The following is a 23,147-nucleotide window of genomic DNA, read 5'->3' as shown; positions in this document are numbered from 1 at the left end:
TGCTAGCCCTGAACCGGTTGTTGCTCTAGTGATTTAATGTCGACTACGCCATCTTTGTGAAGATGACAAGACGAAAACTCACCTGGCGCGATTTCGGTTAGTGTACAGTACTCTTTACGGCAGATGTCCTTAACGTATGGACAGCGCGCTTGGAAACGACAACCTACTGGTACTTCAAACAGGTTCAATGGTGTACCTGGAATACCAACAAGACGTTTCTTCTCACCGTGTAGAGGAGGGAAGGCATTACCTAAACCTTCGGTATAAGGATGGTTAGGCTTAGTTAAAATATTTTTCGCTGGTGCCACTTCTGCAAGCTCACCGGCGTACATGATACCAATGCGGTCACAGAACTCGACCATCAAGCTGATATCGTGGGTGATGAACAGGATAGAGAAACCGAACTCTTCTTTAAGTTGGTAAATCTTCTGCAGAATTTCACGTTGAACCACAACGTCAAGTGCTGTTGTTGGTTCATCCATGATGATCAGTTTTGCGTTTAGTGCCAAGGCAATAGCGATAACTAGACGTTGACGCATACCACCAGAGAACTGGTGTGGGTAGTCAGTCAAACGGCTTGGGTGAATATCAACTATTTCAAGCAGCTGACCAGCTCGTTTAATACACTCTTGACGCGTCATGTTAGTGTGCGCAAGTAGTACGTCACAGAACTGTTCTTCCAGTGTTAAAACAGGGTTTAAGCTGTTCATCGCACTTTGGAAAACCATCGCCGACTCTTTCCAGCGGTATTGACGTAGTTGCTCATCATCAAATTTTAGAATGTCGCGACCATTGAAGATGATCTCTCCGCCAGAGATAAACGCAGGTGGTTTATGTAGACGACATACAGAGAAGGCGACGGTTGATTTTCCACAACCTGATTCACCTGCTAGGCCGAATACTTCGCCGCGACCGATATCGAAAGATACCTTGTTTACTGCACGCACATCACCGTTAGACGTAATGTAATCAACACAAAGATCGCGTACAGATAGTTGAATGTCTGTTTTATCATGAACTGATGCGTTAGCTTGATTTACACTCATGATACTGCTCCTTCTTGTTGTTGTAGTGCTTCAGCTTCTTTTTGTGCAGTGATTTGCTTCCAACGTTTTAGACCAACGTGCGAACGTAGTTGTGGGTTAGCAATTTCATCAACCGCGAAGTTAAGTAGGGCAAGACCTGCACCCACACAAGCGATTACAACAATTGGAGAGAACACTTCCCAGTATGCACCAATGTGGATAGCTGAGGTTTTTTGCATGTTAAATAGTTGCGTACCCCAAGTTACCGATGTAGGGTCGCCTAGGCCTAGGAACTCAAGTGTTGCTTGGGTCATGATGGCGTAGATAACCGAACCGATAAAGCTTGCACCGATAATTGAAACCAAGTTAGGTAGGATTTCAATTAGGATGATGCGCCAAGATGGTTCACCTAGTACTTGCGCAGCAACAACAAACTCTTTCTCACGTACAGCTAGGGTTTGTGAACGTACAACACGTGCGCCCCAAGCCCAGGAGGTGAGACCGATAATCATGGCTATGACCATGGGGCTTACCTCGCCAATAAAGGCAGCTAATACCATCAACAGAGGAAGCTGAGGAATTACTAGCATGATGTTCATTAATGAGCTTAATGTTTCATCGATAACACCGCCGAAGTAACCCGCAGTAATACCAATCGCTACTGCCATGGCAACTACGATAATACCTGCACCAAAACCAACCGCTAGTGAGATACGGCCACCGTATAGAGTTTGCGCAAATACATCGCGACCCATACGCGTTGAGCCTAATACGTGCTCTGAACTTGGCTCAACGTGAGATTTAGTGACACGTTTGCCTGGATCATATTGCGTGATAAAAGGCGCTAAAATCGAAATAAATACAAAGAAGCCAACAATACACAGACCGGCTAGGGCCTTCTTGTTACGCGTTAATAATTTGATAAAGTCCATAATTACTTACCACCTTTACGAAGACGAGGATCTAAGAATACATACAGCACGTCGGCTAAGAAGTTAAACGCTAGCATGAACACGGTCATAACAAGTAACTGACCTTGGATTAGCTGGTAGTCACGGTTGATGATGGCATTGTATAAAACACCACCTAGGCCTTGGTAGTTAAAGATAACCTCAACAACCAGAGCACCACCAACAACGAAACCTAGTGCCATCGACAGTGCCGTTACACTTGGTAGGATAGCGTTGCGTGCGCCGTAGTTTAACATCACGCGAGTGTTAGATAGGCCCTTTGCCTTACCCATGGTGATGTAGTCTTCGTTAAGTAAGTTAATCATGTTGTTACGCATTGGCACTAAGAAACCACCTAGCTGTACGATAAAGATACAGAAGATAGGGCCAACAGCATGGTGAAGTACGTTTTTGATGAATTCCCAGCTAAGAGTCGGTGTTAGCTCAGGATCATAAGCGTAGCTGATTGGAATTAAATCCCACGTTACACCAAACGAGAAAAGTACCACAATACCGAATACTAATTGTGGCGTGGCTTGCAGTACTAACGACAGTGGCGAAGCGAAGCTATCGAATTTACCACCGCGGTACCAAGCTGCAACAATACCTAAGGTTGCACCGAAGATAAATGCTAGCACAGTTGCAGTACCTGTTAGGAACAGGGTCCACCAGAATGCGTTACCAAGTACTTCAGATACGGGCATGCCGCTGAAGAAGGTTGAATTACCTAGCTCTAATGTAAATACATCGCCTAGGTAAGTAATAAATTGTTGATAAAGAGGTTGATCGACACCGAAGGTCAAACGCAAGTTTGCAATTTGCTCAGCGGTAAATCTTGCACCTTGTGCAAGCATCGCATCAACTGGATCACCGGGCATCATGCGCGGCAAGAAGAAGTTAATTACTACGGCTACCAAGAAGGCACCAAAGTAAAAGACGAGACGTCTTAATATAAATCCCATATCTCTACACCTATTTTATTGCTTCCATTCGGGCCACTCTAGCTGTTTCCAGGTGTGCATCCAAAAAGGGGATACGCGAGTGTAAAAAGTCGAATTAGAAGGTTTTCGTTAAAGTTAAAAGCCCCTCCCGAAGGAGAGGCTTGATTCTTAGTCAGTTAATTATTTAACTGGCTTAAGATTTAGTACGTGAAGTAGACGCTCAGGAGTGTCAGGCCATACTACTGGCTTAGCTACTGGGTTACTTTCGTTGAACCAACCAGTGAAACGCTTAGTGTTGTACTGGTAGTTGTAGTTAGTGCTCATCGCAGCCATAGTAGTTTGGTTAGCACCAATCTTCTCTTGGATTTGGTAAACAATCTTCAGCTTCTCGTCTTGGTTGCCAGTTTTGTTGAAACCGTCAATTAGGGCGTCAAGCTCTTTGTCTACGTTGTGGTGACCACCGAAACGTGCTTTGTCCATTTGCTCTGAATGGAAAGCCGTGTTGTAGTACATGTATGGATCTGGACCTGCGAAGTAGTTAGTGAACTGAGCATCGAAGTCAGCAGACATAACTTTCTCGTTTAGGATAGAGAATTCAGGAGTAGAAACGCTAGCGTTAATACCTACTTCTTGTAGACCTTCAACACCGATTTGTACAGTGTTTACGAAGTCAGACCAACCGTTTGGTACAAGGATCTTGAATTCAATCTTAGAGCCGTCTTTGTTTTCTACGAAACCGTCGCCATCAACGTCTTTGTAGCCAGCATCAGCAAGAAGTTTCTTAGCACCTTCGATGTTGAATTTGCTGAACTTACCGTATTTAGCGATTACATCTGGGTTAGCCCAAGCTTTGAATTGGTCACCTAGTGCATCTGGGTACTCGTTCACAGACCAGTAGCCGTAACCAGCGATGTCTACGATAGCTTGACGGTCAAGAGCCATAGAGAATGCACGACGGAATTCTACGTCGTTGAACGCTTTAGCGTTGTTCTCGTTTGGAGTCTTGAAGTTCACCATGAAAGATGCAGAACCTGCAGCTGGGAACCAGTAGTGGTAGTGTTTGTTTTGGCTAACAAGTACACGGTCGATATCTGGAATGAACGCAGAAGTCCAGTCTAGGTCGCCTTTGATAGCTGCAGCAAGAAGCTGGTCGTTGTTAGCAAGCTGTGGCATTTTGATACAATCAACAGCTAGCTTGTCAGCTTCGTAGTAGTTAGGGTTACGACACTGAACGTATAATTGTGGAGTGAACGTATCTACTTGAGTGAAAGGACCAGTACCTACTGGGTTTTCGTTAGCAAAAGTAGCTAGGTCAGCTTGTTTAGAGAAGATGTGCTCAGCAACGATAGGTGCACGAACAATCTCAGAAACAACGCCAGTGTTAACGTCAGTTAGCTCTACAGCAACTTTGAAGTCGTCAACTTTTTTAACGCCAGAGATTTTAGAACCGATACCAGCTACGTCGAAAGCACCGCCTTCAGCAGCTAGACCTAGAGAGTAAACTACGTCGTCAGCGTTGAAAGATTCGCCGTCAGACCATTTAACGTCTTTCTTCAGTTCGAAGAAAACAGTTTTTAGGTCGTCAGAGAAGTAATGTTTGTTAGCTAGACGGTAAACAACTTCACCACCTTTGATTTCATTTACGATTAGTAGAGGCTCGTAGATGAATTGGTTAGTTGTAGCTAGACGAGAAGAAACAACTAGTGGGTTGAAGTTACGAACCCAAGCTGGCTTCATTTCAGAAACTAGAGTAAGTGTTGCTTTTTCAGCAGCCATTGCTGGAGCTGAGATAGCACCTGCAATCATAGTAGCACCCATTGCTACTGCGGTAGAAATTTTCGTTAACTTAGCAAGCATAACAATTCCTTTTCCATTCCTTGTATATGAGAAGCGAACAAACTTTGGTCTTTTGGACCTCCACTTGTCCAACCGCTGGTTTTTTGAGTTCCTTTGTCTTATCAACAAATGACTCGATTAATGTTTGTCACCAACGGGCTATATAACACCAATTTCAGCGCCAACACGCAAATGTTTTTGTCGTCGATTTCGTTAAGCGTGAAGCAACTCACGTTAATCCCGCTTCATTTGAATTAAAAATAATATAAAACAATGGCTTATGTTTTTTCTTGTTGCGAATAAAGCCATTCAAGATGGGTGCTTTTTGAACGATTTTGGGGCTGTTGTGAGGTAGATCACAGCTATAATGAGAATCGCTATTAAAGAGAGTTTATTGATAACTTTGAGAGTTGTGATCCTGATCACCCGCTAAGGTAATGATCAGGATGGAGTGTTTAATTTTCTGATTTGTTGACTTGTGATCTTAAGGCTGTTTTGGCCTGTTCAAGTAGCTCTTTTTGCTCTGGAGTTAATTTACAATGTGATAAAACGTATTCAGCCGTGCTTAATACGGTGCGCCAACGTGGTGATTTTGGCAGTGTGTCAATTTGTAAATATTTGTCTAGGGTCCGAGTTTGTAATGAACTCCGATCTAGATAAACCCTCCACAGTTTACTTTTTTCTGCTAATTCTATCTTGCCTAAACCGGTGGATTCTTGCCAAAGCTCTAACGCCGTTTTCATGGTATCGACAATCTGATTGCGCAGTCGATCGCCATCATTATCATTGCTTAGCCTATCGGCAAGATGGGCAAAGTCGGGGCCTAGTGCGCGTAATTCATTGATCAGATGCTGATCTGTACTTAGGACGTATTTTGACAATGAGTTAATAGCACTGGTCAGTGCCGCCACTTTTTCACTGCTATGTCGTGGTTGACGCTCACCTTTTGCATTGGGCATGAAATGGAAGATGATGCTCCAGCCACGTGAAATTCCATTGCTGGTTGGCGAGACGGTGACCATCTCACTAAATGGGCCGTTGGGGCCTTTACAGGCCAATTCAAATTCCTGTATTTCACTATTGTGGTTATGGTTTGCTTCGAGCTGCGCTTTAAATGGCGTAACCAGTAATTGATCAATATGGGTATTGGCTAACAAGTCTTGCTCTAAATCGAACATGATAGCGGCACCTGCACTGGCAAAATCGATGGTCCCTTGTGCAGTAATGCTTAAAATCGCTTCGTCAGCTTCCTCGAGCATGGTTAGCAGTTTTGTCTGGGTATGATGCAGGCCGCGTTGGGTATCAAGGTGCTGAGAGATTTCCTGTTTTAACAGTTTATTTTCAATGCGATGATCATTGGCAAGCTTAGCTTGAATATGGGCATTGATACGCGCATAAAGCTCATCTTTACAAAAAGGTTTCACCAAGTAATCATTCGCGCCTGCCTCAAAGCCTTCGATTAAATCTTTAGGTTGATTCAGGGCGGTTAAAAAGATCACTGGCAGGGTCAGCCGATCAAAGCGCTCTCGCACCTTTTGACACAACTCAAAGCCCGTCATGGTTGGCATCATGATATCAACCAAGAGTAAATCCGGCTTTTCAACTTCCAGTACCGCTAATGCTTCTTGGCCATCTTGGCAACAATAGACATGATAACCCTGCAAGGTTAATAGATTTTGCATGATTTGCAGGTTAATCACTTCATCGTCCACGACCAAAATAGTATGGGCATCTTCAGCAATAGGCGCGACAGGTTTAGGTTTAGTTGCAATCGGTTTAAGATCAAGGGCGTCGTCGAGTACCAGATGACTCTGCGGGCTAGCAACGGCTTTAAGTGGCGTCACTTGCTGATTCTCATGGACAGGAAGTGTGAAGCTAAATACCGAGCCAAGATCAGGTTTACTGGTCACGCTGAGTTCACCGTGCATTAAATTAACCAGCTGTTTACTCACCGATAAGCCAAGGCCATACCCTGATTTAGCATGATTGCGATTATTACGAATTTGCACTAGAGGTTCAAAAATATGCTTAAGTTGATCCTCGGTCATACCAATCCCGGTATCGGTAATGGTAATGCGTAAATAATCGTCCAGCGGCTCTACTTCCAGTACCACCTTACCTTCGGGTGTGTATTTGATTGCATTGCCGATCAGGTTATAAAGGACCTGTTCAAGTCTGAGCTCGTCGGCATAGACCACGGGTAAGTCATCGGGACAGAGGTTGATTAAGCGCAGCGGTTTGTTGCCGGTTAAATGATGGCAAAGTTCAAACACCAGATTAATAATCGATTTAAGATCGATAGCCTGAAGTTTAATTGGGAGCTGGCCATAACGCATCTTGTGGTAATCGAGTAAATCATTGACTAAACGAGCTAAACCTTCACTGCTGCGAATAATTAATGAGAGTTGTTGGCGCTGTGCTTCGGTTAATTCGCCGGCACTGCCTGCTATCATAGATTCCGCCATGCCAACGATACCGTGGATCGGCGTTCTTAATTCGTGGGATGTGTTGGCAAGAAATTCATCTTTAAGTTTATCTGCTTGTTGTAACTCTTCATTTTGCTGTTGAATTAATTCAACTTGGCTCTCTAACTCTTGTTTTTGTTGATTAATTAGCTGGAGTTTTTCCCTGACCGAATATTGCATATGGGCAAAGCTGTGGGCTAAACGGCAGATTTCATCGCCTTCGGGATTTGCACCGCGTATCGGTTTTTCTAAGTCACCCGCCGCAACGAGCTCGGCAGACCAGGTTAAGTTAAGCAGTGGCGCGGTGATCGTGTTGGACAGCCAACGTGAGAACATAATGAACAATAGAACCGAGAAGAAGGCAAAAGACAGCACCAGCTTTTCCAGTTGCCGAGTCAGCGCAAAGGCTTCTTCCACGGAAATTTCCGAAATCAACGCCCAAGATTGGCCAAAAACATCGATTTCAGTGTAGGCCGCTAACACCTCTTCATTGCGATAGCTGTCAAAACGTCCTGCGCCGTTTTGCCCGGTTAAAGCCAGATTAACAGGCTCTGAATTCATTGCATATTTACGCTGAGTAAAACTATTCAGTACAGAATAATCTGGCGTTAATGCCAGAGATGAGCGCAGTAAATGATCTTTGCCAACAACAAAAGTTTCGCCCGTTTCACCCAAGCCTTCGCGATCGCTCATCAGGGTATTTAGCCCGGTATTAGCAATTTCAAAAATGATCACCCCGCGCACATAGGAATGTTGCATGATAGGTAAGCTCAGATAAGCGACCACTTCATTGGTTAAGGGGTTTAGAGAGAAGTCGGCAAAATGAAACAATTCAGATGGGTTTTTTACCTGATCCATTTGAATTTTAAGTTTTTGAAATGATTCTCCTAAGGCGGAGGATTGATATTGACCGGTAATTAAATTGGTGCCCCAAGTGGCTTGTTTGGTGACCGAATAAACGACGTTACCGTTTTCATCAACCAGCATGATGTCGGAAAAATCGGATTCCCGTACCAGCTTGGCGTATTCCTTGTGGTATCTCAAATGGACTCGTTTATAAAGCCCATCACCTTGGTCAACCGATTTGAATTTATCATCACCGTCAAAGGAAATGCCTTCGCGGTATTGATCCCAACTGCCTGGCTCGAATAACTGCTGGGCGTTAAGTCTTGCGCTTTCAATGCTTGGGCCTAGGCGCTCAAATGCCGCACTAAAGCCATAAAAGCGGCCGATAGAAGCCTTGGCAAAATCCGACTGTGAAAACAAACTCGCTTGTTGTTTTAATTCTCTAAAATAGTCGGTTACTTGACTCTTTTTAATCTCACGAACAGATATTAGGTGGCTGGTTGTTTGCTGAGTAAGATCTTTAGAATAAGAATACAAAAATAGAATAGAAATGGTTGAAAAGGGCACAATGCTAAACATTAGAAATGCTAGCATTAGCTTAGAACGCAGTCCGGTGAGTTTTCTTTTTTCAACCATGAGGTGTATTCATTCTCCGATGTGCCGATCAAATTCGGTAGATGATGTCCGTAATCCTTGGTCATCATGGGTTTGTTGACCTTATGGGTCATTTAACCTGCTATTTGCCACCTGTCGTACTAATCATGCTTGTGTCTTTACCGATAAAGAGCGTCAAAAAGGCAGCGGGCGTTAGTCTCTCAGAAAAAAGGGCTAGTTTTCAATCTGAACAACAGGGCATACTGTCACAAAATTATAAAATTATCTCGAGGTTTAGCATGTATCACTATCGTATAATACTTACCTGCTTGTTAGTGATGGTTTTGTATTTAGCATGGCACACGATATGGGTGTTGCCATTAAAAGTATTAGTGGTGTATTTCCACGAATTTAGCCACGCGTTAATGACGTGGTTAACAGGGGGCTCGGTGGTGAGCTTTGTGGTTTCCCCTGACCAATCTGGCCATGTTATTTCGCAAGGAGGGAGCCGCTTTCTTATTTTGTCTGCGGGCTATCTTGGCTCAATTTTATGTGGTGCCTTGTTATACCGCTTTAGTCATATTAATAACCTGTTATGGTTGATGGTCGGGGTTTTGCTTTTCGTGGGCCTGTTTTTCTTTGGTTCTTGGTTTACCTTGGTATTTAGTTTGATTAGTGCCGTTGGCTTTGCTTTGTGTCGTTGTTACTTCTCGCCATTTTGGCAAGCGAGTGTATTGCAATTGATCGGCTTAGCGAGCCTGTGTTATGTGCCTTATGACGTATTTCAAGATACCATCATACATGCCAATCTGATGTCAGATGCGGCTATGTTGGCTCAAGAGTTCTTTGGATTTACGTGGTTTTGGGGCGGTCTGTGGACCCTATGCAGTGTTGTGGTATTTGTTTGGGCCATGCTCAAACCACCAAAAGCTATCAGCGCGAAAGCTTAGTGGAAGACGGTTTATAAAAGTAGCAAGCATATTCAAAACGTTAGTCGTCTTGGTCGGCGATCTGGCGATTCATTGATCTAAGCCAAACTCCAGTTTTGGGGACTCTGGGTTATTTCACAGATTTTTTTCTTTATCCTGCCAAAGTAGTCATATATCAATTGATGACTTGCCCAACCTGCCTAGCAGGGATAAGGATATATGAAAACTTACATTAAATATCTGTTGCCGATCTTGGCTCCTTTATTGATTTTGTTAATGCCTTTGTCTTGGTTTCCCATTGAACAGCTGACCATCGCCGAACAAAGGATCATTGCATTATTTGTGCTTGCCGCCTTATGTTGGGTACTTGAGCCCATTCCTATTTACGCCACCTCTGTGCTGATTATTGTGTTAGAGCTGTTATTGGTTTCCGATAAAGGATTATGGTTTAGTAAAACGCCCAGTCCTGAGTTAGGCACCTTGCTTAACTATAAAGATATTATGGCAACCTTTGCTTCACCTATTATCATGCTGTTTCTTGGTGGCTTTTTCTTAGCAATGGCGGCGACTAAATATCGCTTGGATGTGAACTTAGCTAGGGTGCTGCTCAAGCCATTCGGTCAGCAGCCCAAATATGTGATGCTGGGCTTAATGGTGATCACAGCAACGTTTTCTATGTTTATGAGCAACACAGCCACCACAGCTATGATGTTGGCCATATTAACCCCAGTATTAGCCGTGTTTGCTAAAGATGATCTAGGCAAAGTTGGGTTTGCTTTAGCCATCCCTGTTGCTGCCAATGTTGGTGGCATAGGTACGCCGATAGGTACTCCGCCCAACGCCATTGCACTAAAATATTTAGTGGGTGATAACTTGATCACGTTTGGTGAATGGATGGCCTTTGGCGTGCCTTTCGTCATTGTATTGTTGTTCATTTCTTGGCTGTTACTGAGTTATTTATTTCCTTCCGATACCGACAAAATAAACTTGGAAATAAAAGGACGGTTTTTAAATACACCTCAAGCCATCATTGTTTATATTACCTTTACCCTCACCATATTGCTTTGGTTGATGGGAGGGATCCACGGTATGAATGCCTATGTCGTGGCCTTGATCCCCGTGGCTATTTTCTCGGTCACTAAGATCATCACCAAGGAGGATTTAAAGAAAATTTCGTGGGATGTGTTGTGGCTGGTGTCAGGGGGTATTGCCTTGGGTCTTGGTCTGGAAAAAACCGGTTTAGCCGCCAATGCCGTTGCAGCTATTCCGTTTGGTGAGTTTTCGCCTTTGGTCATTATCGCAGGAGCTTCGTTATTGTGCTTACTCATGGCTAATTTCATGTCACACACGGCTACGGCCAACTTATTAATGCCCATTGTTGCCGCCTTAGGCTTGTCGATGCATTCATTGTTGCCTTATGGTGGTCAAGTGGCGTTGATTTTGTGTGTGACCTTTGCTGCTTCGTTGGGTATGTCGTTACCTATTAGTACCCCACCTAACGCACTGGCCCATGCATCGGGACACATTAATACCCAGCAAATGGCGAAAGTGGGCGTCAGTATCGGTGTGATTGGTTTGTTGATGACTTTTGCTATGGTTTATGTACTGCAGCTAATTGGGTTTATCTAATGCTAGGGCAAAATGTCGACATTGCTACGGCGATATCATTATTAAAGCAGCGTTATTTTGTCGATCCTAAGCGGCAACTGACGCTGAATAATGGCGAGCTGTTGTTAGAGCAGGGGCAAGCGAATGAACGTTTGTATTTATTACTAAAGGGGCGCTTAACGGCTTATTACCGCGTTAATGAGCAAAGCGATTTTATTGAACTCAACCAGTTTACCCCGCTGTCTTTTACTGGCGTCCATAGTTTTTTCTCTGGTACTTATCAAGCAAGATTTCGCGTCGTGGCTACTGCCGATAGCCAGCTTGCCTACTTAGATAAATCGGTCAGGGTTAAGGATGAGGACGTTTTCGGTTCACTCGAGCAACAATTTATGCCAGTGATAGTGAACGAGTTATCACAGCGACAAATTTTAGCGATTGATGCACAAATCGAGCATAACTTAGCGCAGCAAAGAGTGATGCAAGCAGAAAAAATGTCTACTATAGGTCAGCTTGCGGCCGGTTTATCTCACGAGCTTAATAACGCGTTAGGCGCGATATCGGCCAAGAGTGCTTATTTTGAGCGCTTTATGGATGCCCATTTTGCTGAATTTTTCCCCTCACAACATCACTATTTTAGGGCTGGTTTAGATTCCAAGCGACCACCGGATAGCAAAACCTTACGTGAGCGAGGTAAGCGATTTCAGCAACAACTCGGGGTGGGGCGAGACCAAGGTAAAGCCTTGGCTCGTATTTTCGATAATGAACAAGATGTGCTTGCCTTGGGTAAAGGTTTTTTAAAGCGATTGGATGAATACGCCGACTATTGGCAGTTGGGGCGCGATTTTCGAGAGCTTAAATATGCCGTCAATCACGCCACGGGTATTATAAAATCAGTGCGTTTACTTGGCGCTAGTGATACCGAGCGCAAATTTGGTTTAGACATTAATGAAACCATTAATCATGCCTTAGATTTAATGAGCAGTCATAGCCGAGCTATTCAGATCCGCGTGCAAGCGGGTGAGCTAGCTTTAATCACGGCTAGCCACAGTGAGTGGGTACAAGTGTGGGTAAGTCTAATCAAAAATGCTTACGAAGCTATATTAAGTCAGCCTAATCCCGATCCGCTGCTGCGGATTAAATCCTATCAACAGCATGACCACATCATGGTTGAAATTAGCGACAATGGGCCCGGCATCGCTCCTCACTTAATGGCCGATATATTCCAGCCCGACATGACGACAAAAAAGGGCGGGTTGTCGTTTGGATTAGGATTGGGACTTTCTATATGTCAACGAATAATAACTAGCTATCAAGGCAGCTTGAGTGTGGTGAGTGAGCCTGGCCATACTTGTTTTAGGGTTGCTTTGCCTATAGGGGAAAATAATGACAACAATTAATATTATTTGTGTTGATGATCAGCGCGAAGTGTTATCTGCTGTGGTGCGAGATTTAGCGCCGCTTGCCAGTTTTTTTAATATTGAAGAATGTGAATCGGCCGATGAATGTGAGGAATTATTAGAAGAGTTAGACGCTACCGGTGAACAGGTTGCCTTGATTATTTCAGATCACGTGATGCCGATAAAAACAGGGGTACAACTATTAACGGATTTAGCCAATGATCCGCGCTTTCGCAGTACTAAAAAAATCTTACTCACCGGACTTGCGACACATGCCGATACCATTAAAGCAGTTAATCAAGCCCATATTGATCACTATTTAGAAAAGGCTTGGGATGGGGCTGAGCTATTGCAAATCAGTAAGCAGTTATTGACTGAGTTTGTGGTTGAGCAAGGCTTAGATTATCAAGAATACTTGAGCGTATTAGATGCGCCCACTTTATATAAATTGATCCAATAGGGCACTAATCTGATGGCGAAATTAACTTTATAACGCTCGCTAATTTCGCCATCCTGCTTAGATATGTTTAATCATAAGTGGGGTAGTAGTAATGCAAGGAAGCAAATGCGGTATTTTTAATGCCTGTTTCAATAGGCATATCGGCCAGTGCTTCGTCAAAATGCATCCCGCCCGCGCCGCTGATAGTAACGGTTTTTCCCCGTATCGCTCCCAATATATCCCCTGAGCCGGTTACGTCAACATGAGACTTTGGTGCATATACTGAAGCATACATATCGGTTGCGCCAGCCAGCGAGATCCCTACGTCGTTAGCGCGAGCGCTTTCGTAGGAAGAAAAGATAGACACGGGTGGCTTGCCGCTTTCGGTCATGCTGCCATGAGCCACCACTTGGCCTGATGAGCCGATATTGACTTTACCTTCGATATAGATGGTTAATGAGCTTCCTGCCGCGATGTCGATTCTGGGGCCGCCGCCACTGGTGGTTAGGTCACCTTTAATCACTAACACAACATCTCCGCCACTGACATTAATCGTGCCATTTTTTACAGATAAGTTATCAAATACGTGCACCTTGGTTGGCTCACCCAGAATATCAAGGGATTGTGCGGCTTTATTATCGATGCTAAATTTATTTCCTTGTTTTTTATACATTTCAGCATTAGTCGGCGTAAATTGATAAGGGCGATTTGCGGTTTCCCAATGGTTGGTGTCCATGGTGCCATTACTGGTAAAGTCTGAAAACCCCGACATTTGGCTTGCGATATTCATTGGGTCGCAAGGAGGTGCATTAAAATCCGGTAGCAGTAAATTCGGGTCTTTAAATACAGATTGGGCTAGCGCACTTTGATCGCCGCCTGCAATATCGCTACCGCCGTAGGTAAGGCTGCCGTTGATCTTAGTATCAGAATGATAATCGATGTCTCCGCCTATGGTGCCATTGCCACCAATTTCTAGGCCTGATACCGATAAATTTCCACCCGCGGTAAAATCGCCGGTGAGTCGATTATTGCCGCCGCCGCTGATATCAATATTGCCTACCGCATTGACATTACCAATGAGCTCAGAGGAGCCTGTGCTGCTAAAGTTACCATTGACGTTTATATTGCCATATATAGGGGCATTACCATTTAGCGCAACATCGGCATTGCTGTTGATGGTCATTACACTGGCGTTATGGGCGTTGTTGTTCTCACCATATTGGCCATTTTTTGAATTGTAACTGTCAATTTTTCCGCTGCCTGATAAGTCGATGCCGTCGCAACCCACCACACCATTTTCAAAGATAGTTTGTTTGGAATCGACGTTAATCTTGGCATTGAGGTAGGCAACCGCACCTTGATAGGTGCCTTTACTGACAAAACTAAGCATGGTCCCTGATAAAGAAACGTCTTGTAAGGTAAACTCACCCTCATTACTGCGCCCCGGAATGCCATTGGCGATAGTGGCTAAGCTGCTATCTAAGTCATTTTGGTCTTGAATGTAAGAGAAGCTTTTAAAAATGCCTTTCTCTGCCAACATGCGGGCGTTGACTTCTTTTTGCTGGTTACCGCCAATTTGTTCTTGCAAGCGGTTCTCAGCAATTCCTCCCAAGGCAACTAAGGTGGCGACAATGGTGACGATGAGCACCGTTATCAGTACGTATCCTTGTTGTTGATTGTATCTGTTCATGATTGACTCCAGCTAATTTGCTCACGGGGCGGTGATCCTCGCGAGTATTTTTTGCCGCAGTGCTACAGTAAACGTAATTCCATCACTGCCCATGGTGTCGGGCATGCCGGTTACTTTAATTGAGACCTTTACTCCTTCGGTCCCAACAGCTTGCAGTTTAAAGTTTTCTACATTGAGGGCGATAAGTTGATTACCTATGCCATCATCACAATATAGGCCAGCCCCGTCACTGTAAAAACGGTCGCTGGTGCCATTGATTCGGGTATTGCCTAAACAGCTGACAACCTGATCGCCTGCTGCGATATTGTTGTAAGTGACTAATAATTCACCAAATCCATTTAGGGTACTAAGACTTATTGAGTCACTTTGTCTAATGCTGCGGGTTAGCAAATTGAAGGCGCCGCGTAAGGATTCTTGCGCTTCAGAGAGTGAGCGAGTGGTGTTTAGGGTGCCTTTTAAAGAGCCATAAACGCTGGTGCAAGCTAACACAAGCACTAAGCCTAGTAGCATGGCAATCAGTAGCTCCATTAAGGTAAATCCGTTTTGCGCTTGGATGTTTTTATTCATCTCATCACCTATTTACAAGCGTCTGGAAAGTTAGCAATCAGGGTGACTTTATTGTTATCAGCCTCATCTATTTTGCTGTCTGTCCAAGTGAGTTGAATTTCGGTACTTAAGGCGAAGCTCACGCCCGGTTTGTTTGCCGTAACGGAATAATCTGATGGCAGCTCATTTTTCCAAGTCGTCACTATATTGGTATAGGTGGCGGGATTAGTTTTTGCGTTACATAAGTCAAGCCAAATATTGTCGACTAAATTGTGCGCTCGAATGGTTGAAACCGTGTAATAAAAACTCGATTGAGCCGCTTGAAGCATCTTAATTTCCAGTAATGCGACACCTAGTAGGGCAATGACGGCAACAATGGCCGCTATCATCACCTCAAATAAGCTAAAGCCTTGTTGTTTTTGACTTAGATTAAGATATTTCATTAGCTACAGGCTCCTTCTTGGAGCTGACTTTGGCCGCTAGAAAGCACACAAAGGTAGCGAGTGGATGAGGAATCCGAAATACGAAAACTTGCCGCACTGGCCAATGAGCCTGTGGCTAATACTTTAATTGCTGTGCCCGTTACGGTAATGCTGGAATGGGGGGCGCCAGCTTCTTGCAGAACCTTATTGTTTACGTCGAGCACTTGCCAGCCTTTCGCCCAGCTGTTGTCAATAGGCACAAGGCGGATCGGAGCTGATGATTTGATGGCTTCACTACGTGCATAGCGATAAGCGTTATAGAGGTTGTTGGTGGCATTGGTAAAGCGCTCTTTACCCATAATAGTTTGATAACTGGGGATAGCGACCAAAGCAAGGATCATCGCAATTGCGATGGTAATCATCAATTCAATCAGATTAAATCCCTCGGCGTTTGGTTTCATTTTACTTCCTATTACTTCCAGCAATGGGTTTTTGCGGCACTGACAGCTCCCGCTTGATTAATACTTAAGGTGCCGCACTCGTCACTACTTTGTGCCGTATCAGGCGTTGCTTTTAAGGTGAATAAGCCTACTGCCGCGCTTGGATCCAAAGAAAAGGTGTAGCTACTTGGTTTAGTGATAGACGGTACAGTACTAGGGTAGACACCTTGACGGGCATAACTGCGTTCGAATATTTGTGCCATTTCGGTGAGTGCCATTTGCGCATCGACCCGGTTGGCGGTTAATACATGGGAGCGATAAGCAGGTAAGGCTACCGCAGCTAAGATCCCGATGATAGCGACGACGATAAGCACTTCGATTAAGGTGAAGCCATTATTTCTCATAGAATAGTGTCTGATTTTCAAAAATTAATTGCCTAATTCAAGTATAGGTGGTCGATGAATAAGTTCATCATAAATTGTTCAAGTTTGTGAAATGGGTTTAATACTTTTCCCATACTTTATTAAGCCAGTTTAGGCCGTTGTCAGATCAAATTAGATCAAAAAAGCAGTTACTTTTTTGCTATAACAACTGGTCTGATGAGTTTGCTTTTTGTACAATAATGCATAGTTTATGGTTCACGTTAAGGTGATTGAAAATGTACAAAGCATATGGCTTGATCAAAATTGTGTTGCGCAGATCACTTGTAGTATTGGGTTATCTTGCACTGTTGCCTTGTTTACCTTTTATGAAGCAACCCGCTAAGTATACGAGTTTACTTTATCGCATGTGGGTTAAGACCAGTACCAAGCCGGTTTGGATTGAGCGCAGCGAAGAAGTTGGACCCTTATATTAAGGCTTGCTTTTCCTTGTGGTTGAGGGCTAGGCCTTTAGCGCTATAATACGGTTCAGCAATTTCGCGATTAAGGAGCAACCTTGGCCATCTCAGCAACAAAATTGGAAGGCGCGCTGAACCAATTGTTATCAGCGCATAAGATAAAAGACTATTGCCCCAACGGTTTACAGATAGAAGGTAAACCTAAGATAGAGAAAATCATCACAGGTGTGACGGCATGTCAGGAGTTGATTGATATTGCGATAGCTAAAAAAGCCGATGCTATTTTGGTTCATCATGGTTACTTTTGGAAAGGTGAGCCAGAGCCGTTAAAGGGCATGAAACGAGCGCGCATTGCTGCCTTATTGCAACATGACATCAATCTTTTTGCCTATCACTTACCTTTAGATGTTCACCCTGAGCTGGGTAACAATGCTCAGTTGGCCAAATTATTGGGTTTGACGTTACGACGCGGTCTTGAACCATGGGATCCCATGAGTGTGGCGCAAGTCGGTAAGTTTGATGAGCCTATTTCGCCAGAAGAGTTAAGCCAGCGTTTACAGCTAGCACTGCAACGTGAGCCGCTGTGGATTGACGGTAACAAACAAAGCATTCGCTCTGTGGCTATTTGTACTGGGGGTGGTCAAAGTTATATCGATTTAGCGGCCAGTCAGGGGGTTGATGCGTTTATCAGTGGCGAAATATCCGAGCGTACCGTTTACACCGCCCGAGAAATGAATATTCATTATTACAGTGCCGGTCACCATGCTACTGAGCGTTATGGGGTACAAGCCCTTGGTGAATGGCTTGCTCAGCAATATGAGCTCGATGTTGAGTATGTCGAAATAGATAATCCAGTATAAAACTAAATTGGGCTGAAAATAGCTGGTTATCGCTATTTTCGGCCGTATCGTCTTTTTTACATCAGGCTGACAAGCTTTTCTATCGCTACCCTTAACTTATCTCGATCATGTCGGTGTACCAATTCGGTTTCGGCAAGATCGGCGTAAAACACTTGATAATCCGTTAAAGGCGAAGCGCCGTAAGGCAAGATAACGTAGTCAATAAACTGCATATCCATTTGCTGTTCACACCAACGTAATTGTTGATCTAAGGTGTATTGATCCGCTGGGCTTAATTCAGGCACTAGGTTGGCAATAAATATCACCTTGGCTTGGCTTTGCCTTAGCGCGGCTTGTAAATCGGGTAGCAGTAATGGTGGCATGATGCTGGTTAAAAATGATCCCGGCCCCAGTAAAATAAGCTCAGCTTGTTCAATTGCTTGAATGGCTTCTGGGGTAGCAGGTACCTCTGGGCTAATGGCTAACTGGCGAGGGAAGCTTAGCATTTTATCGACTAACACCTCGCCATGATAATTTTTTCCTTCGCTGCAAATCGCCATCAGATCAGCGGGCTGCTCCGCCATAGGTAATATTTGACTGTTGACTTTAAGCATGTTGGAAATGAGTTTAATGGCATCAACGGGGCGAATGGAGAGCTGGTCTAAGGCTAGTAGCATCAGGTTGCCCAAATTGTGGCCAGCAAATTCCCCCTTACCAGGGAAGCGGTATTCAAATAGCATGCTACCGATACTGGGCTCGGGCACAAGCTGATTAATACAATTTCGCAAATCGCCCCATGCGATACAGTTTTCGCTTTGTCTGATCCGACCTGTCGAGCCACCGTTATCTGTGGTGGTGACGATACCTGTTAGGTTAGGGCCAAGATGAGCTAAAGCCGATAGTAAGCGACCCAAGCCGTGGCCACCGCCGATAGCGACGACGTTATTGGAATCAATTAGCGAATTATTTGGCATATTTAACCGTTATTTTTATCTATTGTAGTTAAATTAACTTACAAGTTGGTATTGTGTAAATAAATAATTCCACTAGGTCGCCAAGCTATTTTTGTTGCTCTAAATACATCACCGCAGCTTCAACACGGGATTTAGCTTCGCACTTTTTGAGTAGACTTTTTACATGTACCTTTACCGTACCTTCGGAAATGTACAACTTGTCAGCCACTTCTTTGTTACTTTGCCCCTTGGCAATTTGCTGTAAAATCTGTAATTCTCGTTTGGTTAGCAGATCTAGTTTAGCTTGAAAATCATTATCTTCCTCTAAGCAATTGAGATATTCGATAATGCCCTCGCTAAATACCTGAGTTCCTGAAGCGGCTTGCTGAAGCTGGTTTAGCAAATCTTCTGGCTCGGTATCTTTAAGCAGGTAACCGTCTGCGCCATGATTGATTAAGTTGATGACGTCTTGTTTGGCATCGGACACCGTGAGGATCACGGTTGTCGCGTCAACGCCTTCATCACGCAGTGCCTTGAGGGTATCTAAGCCCGACATCCCCTTCATATTTAAATCTAATAAAATGAGCTCTGGTTCATATTGTTTTGCAAAAGCAAGGGCTTGAGAGCCATTACTGGCTTCAGCGACAACATTAAATTCAGGCTCTAAATTGAGAAGCTGGACAATACCTTTGCGCATTAACGGGTGGTCATCGACCACCATGACGGTGATTTTATTTTGCTCCATACTGAGCCTCTTGTTGCGTTATTGGGAAATGTAAACAAATACAGGTTTGCTTAGCGGCGCTGTTGATGATGAGTTCACCTTGTAGTTTAGCGGCTCGCTCTTTCATGATATTTAAACCATAGTGATTGAGCTTGCTATTTTGCTCCGCCATACCTATGCCATTGTCGCGGATTTCGACTTGGATCCTAGTCGAGCCTTGATAATGGCAGTTCACATCAATGTGGGTTGCATTGGCATGTTTAATGGCATTGAGCACAGACTCTCTCACAATTTGCAGTATATGTATGTATTGACCAGCATTTAAGTGATAGTCATTAATTTCATAGTGTAATGAGATTTCAGCCTCAGTTTGCGGTTTTAACTGCTCTAGCATGGCTTCCAAAGCCGCGGCTAAATTGGCTTCGTCTACCTTAAGGCGAAATGTGCTAAGCAACTCTCTCAGCTGTTTATAGGTATTGGCGACGCCGAGATCGATTTCTTGACTTATTTCTTGCGCTTTATGGATATCTTGCTGCTGAATGATAGCGCGTTTAAGTAAGGTGCATTGTATTCTTAAAAATGATAAGGATTGGGCAATCGAGTCATGCAGCTCTCGGGCGATAACGCCGCGCTCTTCCATTAGGGCCATGCGCTGGGTTTGTAATCTAATATTTTGCTGTTTCATTGCTTGTCCCAACAAGAATGCAAAGCTATCTAACACGACCATATCGACATATTGATTTTTTTGGATTTCGAGAAAAACGCTTTTTTCCGTGTCACTACTGACTTCAATTCGAATTATTTCGTCACATTCGACGGACCAAGGTGAAGTACTATAAATGAACCTAGGTGTGTCAAAATGGTTGTGCAGCTCAAGTCGAGCGGATCTCAGTAATTGTTGGTAAATTAATTGATCCAGCGCTTTGGTTAAGTCTCCTTCGCATAAATCGGCAACGTTGAGCTGTTGTGAGATGTTATAGAGAAAGCTGACCGTTTGATTCGCTTTGGCCAGCTCTTTGGTTTTTTGATTGACTTGATTTTCCATTTCTAAGTAAAGCTGTTTAAGCTCTTTAGACATATGTTGAAATGCTTGGCCCAAGGCGCCAATCTCTTGGTCTTTGGCGATAGTGAAATGACTATCAAACTGGCGGGCTTTCACTTGCTCGGTGGCCGCCATCAATTGATGCAGTGGTTCAACCACACGTACACGCATCAAATTCATCAGATAAGCACATATCATTAAAATGACTGCTAGCCCAATGGCTTGAGCGAGAAACAAAAATCGGATCTTGGCCTCCGAGTAGTTTTGTAGCGACAAAACAAAGGTATCAATCAGGGTAACAAAGCCAACTAGATGCTGGTTATAGGCGAGGTCATCGCCTTGCTCAATAAAGCTGCGCATGCGTTGCCACTGCAAAACGACTTGGTGATAGTCATTTAAAATGGATTTCGGATAGTACCAAGCTTGTACCTCGGTGAGTGGCGAGGTAAACAGGGATGCCTCAAATTGGCTAATGTTCTGTTCAGTTTGCTCAGGTTGTCGCATTAATTGGTAGGCAATGCGATAACTTTGCATGCGCATTGAGCCCGCTACGTTCACCATGCTGGCATCTTTTAAATTGGTGCTTTCGATGCTCAAGGTTAATGCCGCTTGTAATACCGACAAGGCAAAAATCAACAATAACGCATAGCGTAATGAAGAGGTCGCGGATTGGTTAAATTGGTGAATTTTCATTATCACTAAATGGGTAAATAAAGAATATAGTGGCTTATTTTAAGCAAAATGAGCCAGAATTACTGGGAACTAGGCCTGTTATCTGTTATACCAAAAGAAATGATGAACTCCGAGTCTCATTTGTCTAAGTCGAAGATATGGCAATGTGACCGCTTTAGTGATCTGTGACTGACCGCTGAGAAGGGTTAAATTAGAAATGATTTAGCCTCCCGAATTGGAAAGGTGTTTATGTCTCAACTTGTTGATCAATATCAGCGTAAGTTTGAATACTTGCGGCTGTCAATCACCGACGTGTGCAATTTTAAATGTAACTATTGTCTGCCCGATGGTTATCATCGCCAGCATAAAGCTACATTTTTAACCTTGCCCGAGATCCGCCATCTCGTTGCTGGATTTGCTAGCATGGGAGCAAAAAAAGTACGCATAACGGGTGGCGAGCCATCGTTGCGTCGTGATCTCTGTGAAATCATCGAAACCGTTAAAACCACACCCGGCATCGAGAAAGTGGCGATGACCACCAATGGCTATCGCATGGCCCGAGATGCGAGTCATTGGCGTCAAGCGGGCCTTGATTCGATTAATGTCAGTATGGACAGCTTAGATGCCAATATGTTTCATCAGATCACAGGTGAAAATTTATTGCATAAAGTGATGGCTGGAATTGATGCTGCGTTTGCTGCTGGATTTAATCAAGTCAAAGTGAATACCGTGTTGATGAAGGGCTTAAACAGCCATGAGTTAGCTTCCTTTTTGGCATGGATAAAGCCTCGCAATATTCAACTGCGATTTATTGAACTGATGCAAACGGGCGATAATCAAGCGCTTTTCAAAGCTCACCACGTCAGTGGTGCCAGTATTATGGTGCAGTTATTAGCGCAAGGCTGGATAGAGAAAGTGCGCCAATCCACCGATGGCCCAGCAAGGGTATTTTGTCATCCTGGTTATCAAGGTGAAATTGGCCTGATCATGCCCTATGAATCACATTTCTGTGATAGCTGTAATCGATTAAGGGTGTCAGCCTTGGGGCGGTTACATTTATGCCTATTTGGCGAACAAGGCACGCAGCTGCGGCCTTTACTGCAACAATCCGGTCAGTTACCTGAGTTACAACAAATGTTATTGGCCGCATTAGCTACTAAGCGTCCAACTCATTTACTTCATCAAGGTGAGGTGGGGGGAACTTATCACCTCGCTTCCGTTGGTGGTTAGTCAGTATTATCAAATGTGATCAAGCTCGCCTCTCTGGCTTGATCTAACTCAATTCAATCGCTGATTACCTCCTGATAGGTATATCAGTTCTCCCGATCTGTGATTACAGTTTGTAAACATGATTTACTTTAATTTTATTTGTTTAATGTTATTTGAAATTAATAAGCAAATAAGTTGAAAAATCGATTGGTCGACAATGAATGACAGTTGAGGGGTATTTTGGCTGATTTAGCGAAAAGACGCTTGTTTAGTCGTGGTCAAACTATCGCATTGGTTGAACTGCCTTGGCGTGATAAATCGGTGAGTTTTACAGATGTTTGCACTCGCTGCGGTGAATGTGTATCCGCTTGTGAAACCCAGATTATCGTTAAAGGTGACGGTGGTTTCCCCACCTTAGATTTCAACCAAGGGGAAGGAGAATGCAGTTTTTGTCAGCAATGCGCTGCGGTATGCCCCGAGCCTCTTTTTGATCTTTCTCAACCTGAGCCTTGGCAGCTTAAAGCACAAATTAAAGACACCTGTTTGGCTAATCAAAAGGTCTACTGTCGAAGTTGTGGTGAGCATTGTGATAGCCAAGCCATTTCTTTCAAACCCGGCATTAGCTCAGTACCGATAATTACTGCGGCGGATTGCAGTGGATGTGGGGCTTGCCTTTCGGTATGTCCGGTGCAAGCGATAGTCTTAGGTCAACCAAAATGACAAATCAAATCTATAGTTAATA

Annotated in this window: 21 protein-coding genes and 1 riboswitch; of the genes, 8 read left to right on the top strand and 13 right to left on the bottom strand. The window is 44.0% G+C overall.

Annotated features, from left to right (window positions below):
• Nucleotides 1-2 precede the first annotated feature (2 nt).
• From ACK8OT_RS03135 to ACK8OT_RS03115, 5 genes are all read right to left on the bottom strand, one after another.
• Complete coding sequence (locus tag ACK8OT_RS03135; RefSeq protein WP_410195046.1) at nt 3-1,046, bottom strand: ABC transporter ATP-binding protein; 1,044 nt, start codon at nt 1,044-1,046, stop codon at nt 3-5.
• Nucleotides 1,043-1,957 (bottom strand): ABC transporter permease, encoded by a 915-nt coding sequence (locus tag ACK8OT_RS03130; RefSeq protein ID WP_410195045.1) that lies wholly within the window; start codon nt 1,955-1,957, stop codon nt 1,043-1,045. The genes ACK8OT_RS03135 and ACK8OT_RS03130 overlap by 4 nt, the downstream gene beginning before the upstream one ends.
• Before the next feature lie 2 nt (nt 1,958-1,959).
• The gene (locus ACK8OT_RS03125; protein WP_410195044.1) at nt 1,960-2,937 is read right to left on the bottom strand and encodes an ABC transporter permease; all 978 of its coding nucleotides are present in this window, start codon (nt 2,935-2,937) and stop codon (nt 1,960-1,962) included.
• A gap of 159 nt (nt 2,938-3,096) precedes the next feature.
• On the bottom strand, nt 3,097-4,653 hold the full coding sequence (locus tag ACK8OT_RS03120) for an ABC transporter substrate-binding protein (RefSeq protein WP_410195043.1): 1,557 nt from the start codon (nt 4,651-4,653) through the stop codon (nt 3,097-3,099).
• A gap of 554 nt (nt 4,654-5,207) precedes the next feature.
• Nucleotides 5,208-8,699 carry a hybrid sensor histidine kinase/response regulator gene (locus ACK8OT_RS03115; protein WP_410195042.1) on the bottom strand — a complete coding sequence of 1,164 codons (3,492 nt, stop codon included), beginning with the start codon at nt 8,697-8,699 and terminating at the stop codon, nt 5,208-5,210.
• A gap of 41 nt (nt 8,700-8,740) precedes the next feature.
• Between ACK8OT_RS03115 and ACK8OT_RS03110 the strand changes: the two genes are divergently transcribed.
• The 4 genes from ACK8OT_RS03110 to ACK8OT_RS03095 all read left to right on the top strand — a co-directional run bounded on the left by ACK8OT_RS03110 (nt 8,741) and on the right by ACK8OT_RS03095 (nt 13,051).
• The gene (locus ACK8OT_RS03110) at nt 8,741-9,607 is read left to right on the top strand and encodes a M50 family metallopeptidase (RefSeq protein ID WP_410195041.1); all 867 of its coding nucleotides are present in this window, start codon (nt 8,741-8,743) and stop codon (nt 9,605-9,607) included.
• 198 nt (nt 9,608-9,805) lie between these two features.
• Nucleotides 9,806-11,215 (top strand): SLC13 family permease, encoded by a 1,410-nt coding sequence (locus ACK8OT_RS03105; RefSeq protein WP_410195040.1) that lies wholly within the window; start codon nt 9,806-9,808, stop codon nt 11,213-11,215.
• Nucleotides 11,215-12,591 (top strand): sensor histidine kinase, encoded by a 1,377-nt coding sequence (locus ACK8OT_RS03100; RefSeq protein WP_410195039.1) that lies wholly within the window; start codon nt 11,215-11,217, stop codon nt 12,589-12,591. The genes ACK8OT_RS03105 and ACK8OT_RS03100 overlap by 1 nt, the downstream gene beginning before the upstream one ends.
• The gene (locus ACK8OT_RS03095) at nt 12,578-13,051 is read left to right on the top strand and encodes a response regulator (protein ID WP_410195038.1); all 474 of its coding nucleotides are present in this window, start codon (nt 12,578-12,580) and stop codon (nt 13,049-13,051) included. Before ACK8OT_RS03100 ends, ACK8OT_RS03095 begins: the two co-directional genes overlap by 14 nt.
• Before the next feature lie 67 nt (nt 13,052-13,118).
• Here the strand turns inward: ACK8OT_RS03095 and ACK8OT_RS03090 are convergent, their stop codons facing one another.
• The 5 genes from ACK8OT_RS03090 to ACK8OT_RS03070 are packed head-to-tail and all read right to left on the bottom strand — an operon-like array spanning nt 13,119 to nt 16,532.
• Entirely contained in the window at nt 13,119-14,720 is a 1,602-nt protein-coding gene (locus ACK8OT_RS03090; RefSeq protein WP_410195037.1) for a DUF7305 domain-containing protein, read from the bottom strand.
• A gap of 21 nt (nt 14,721-14,741) precedes the next feature.
• On the bottom strand, nt 14,742-15,287 hold the full coding sequence (locus tag ACK8OT_RS03085; RefSeq protein ID WP_410195036.1) for a PilW family protein: 546 nt from the start codon (nt 15,285-15,287) through the stop codon (nt 14,742-14,744).
• A gap of 8 nt (nt 15,288-15,295) precedes the next feature.
• A complete protein-coding gene (locus ACK8OT_RS03080; RefSeq protein ID WP_410195035.1) occupies nt 15,296-15,709 on the bottom strand; it encodes a type IV pilus modification PilV family protein in 414 nt (137 codons plus the stop codon).
• On the bottom strand, nt 15,709-16,149 hold the full coding sequence (locus ACK8OT_RS03075) for a GspH/FimT family pseudopilin (RefSeq protein ID WP_410195034.1): 441 nt from the start codon (nt 16,147-16,149) through the stop codon (nt 15,709-15,711). Before ACK8OT_RS03075 ends, ACK8OT_RS03080 begins: the two co-directional genes overlap by 1 nt.
• A gap of 11 nt (nt 16,150-16,160) precedes the next feature.
• Complete coding sequence (locus ACK8OT_RS03070; protein ID WP_410195033.1) at nt 16,161-16,532, bottom strand: type IV pilin protein; 372 nt, start codon at nt 16,530-16,532, stop codon at nt 16,161-16,163.
• Between the two features lie 254 nt (nt 16,533-16,786).
• Between ACK8OT_RS03070 and ACK8OT_RS03065 the strand changes: the two genes are divergently transcribed.
• Together ACK8OT_RS03065 and ACK8OT_RS03060 are read left to right on the top strand one after the other, a co-directional pair.
• Nucleotides 16,787-16,984, top strand: a complete 198-nt coding sequence (locus ACK8OT_RS03065) for a DUF2517 family protein (protein ID WP_410195032.1) — start codon at nt 16,787-16,789, stop codon at nt 16,982-16,984.
• Nucleotides 16,985-17,070: 86 nt separating this feature from the next.
• Nucleotides 17,071-17,826: a Nif3-like dinuclear metal center hexameric protein gene (locus ACK8OT_RS03060; protein WP_410195071.1), complete on the top strand. Its 756-nt coding sequence runs from the start codon at nt 17,071-17,073 to the stop codon at nt 17,824-17,826.
• 56 nt (nt 17,827-17,882) lie between these two features.
• On the opposite strand, the gene yvcK is transcribed toward ACK8OT_RS03060, so the two are convergent.
• From yvcK to narQ, 3 genes are all read right to left on the bottom strand, one after another.
• Nucleotides 17,883-18,779: a uridine diphosphate-N-acetylglucosamine-binding protein YvcK gene (gene yvcK, locus ACK8OT_RS03055; protein WP_410195031.1), complete on the bottom strand. Its 897-nt coding sequence runs from the start codon at nt 18,777-18,779 to the stop codon at nt 17,883-17,885.
• An 85-nt stretch (nt 18,780-18,864) separates the two neighbouring features.
• The gene (gene narL, locus ACK8OT_RS03050) at nt 18,865-19,503 is read right to left on the bottom strand and encodes a two-component system response regulator NarL (RefSeq protein WP_410195030.1); all 639 of its coding nucleotides are present in this window, start codon (nt 19,501-19,503) and stop codon (nt 18,865-18,867) included.
• Nucleotides 19,490-21,217 (bottom strand): nitrate/nitrite two-component system sensor histidine kinase NarQ, encoded by a 1,728-nt coding sequence (narQ, locus tag ACK8OT_RS03045; RefSeq protein ID WP_410195029.1) that lies wholly within the window; start codon nt 21,215-21,217, stop codon nt 19,490-19,492. The genes narL and narQ overlap by 14 nt, the downstream gene beginning before the upstream one ends.
• A gap of 95 nt (nt 21,218-21,312) precedes the next feature.
• Nucleotides 21,313-21,458, top strand: a riboswitch (molybdenum cofactor riboswitch).
• Between narQ and moaA the strand changes: the two genes are divergently transcribed.
• Complete coding sequence (gene moaA, locus ACK8OT_RS03040) at nt 21,446-22,426, top strand: GTP 3',8-cyclase MoaA (RefSeq protein WP_410195028.1); 981 nt, start codon at nt 21,446-21,448, stop codon at nt 22,424-22,426. It overlaps the preceding riboswitch by 13 nt.
• A gap of 219 nt (nt 22,427-22,645) precedes the next feature.
• A complete protein-coding gene (gene napF, locus ACK8OT_RS03035) occupies nt 22,646-23,125 on the top strand; it encodes a ferredoxin-type protein NapF (RefSeq protein ID WP_410195027.1) in 480 nt (159 codons plus the stop codon).
• Nucleotides 23,126-23,147: the final 22 nt, after the last annotated feature.

This window comes from Motilimonas thetidivivens, from assembly GCF_046452435.1.
Taxonomy (GTDB): Bacteria; Pseudomonadota; Gammaproteobacteria; order Enterobacterales; family CBDFNC01; genus Motilimonas.
The sequence above is the reverse complement of the archived record's forward strand: the minus strand, read 5'-3'. Positions and strand labels throughout refer to the sequence as shown.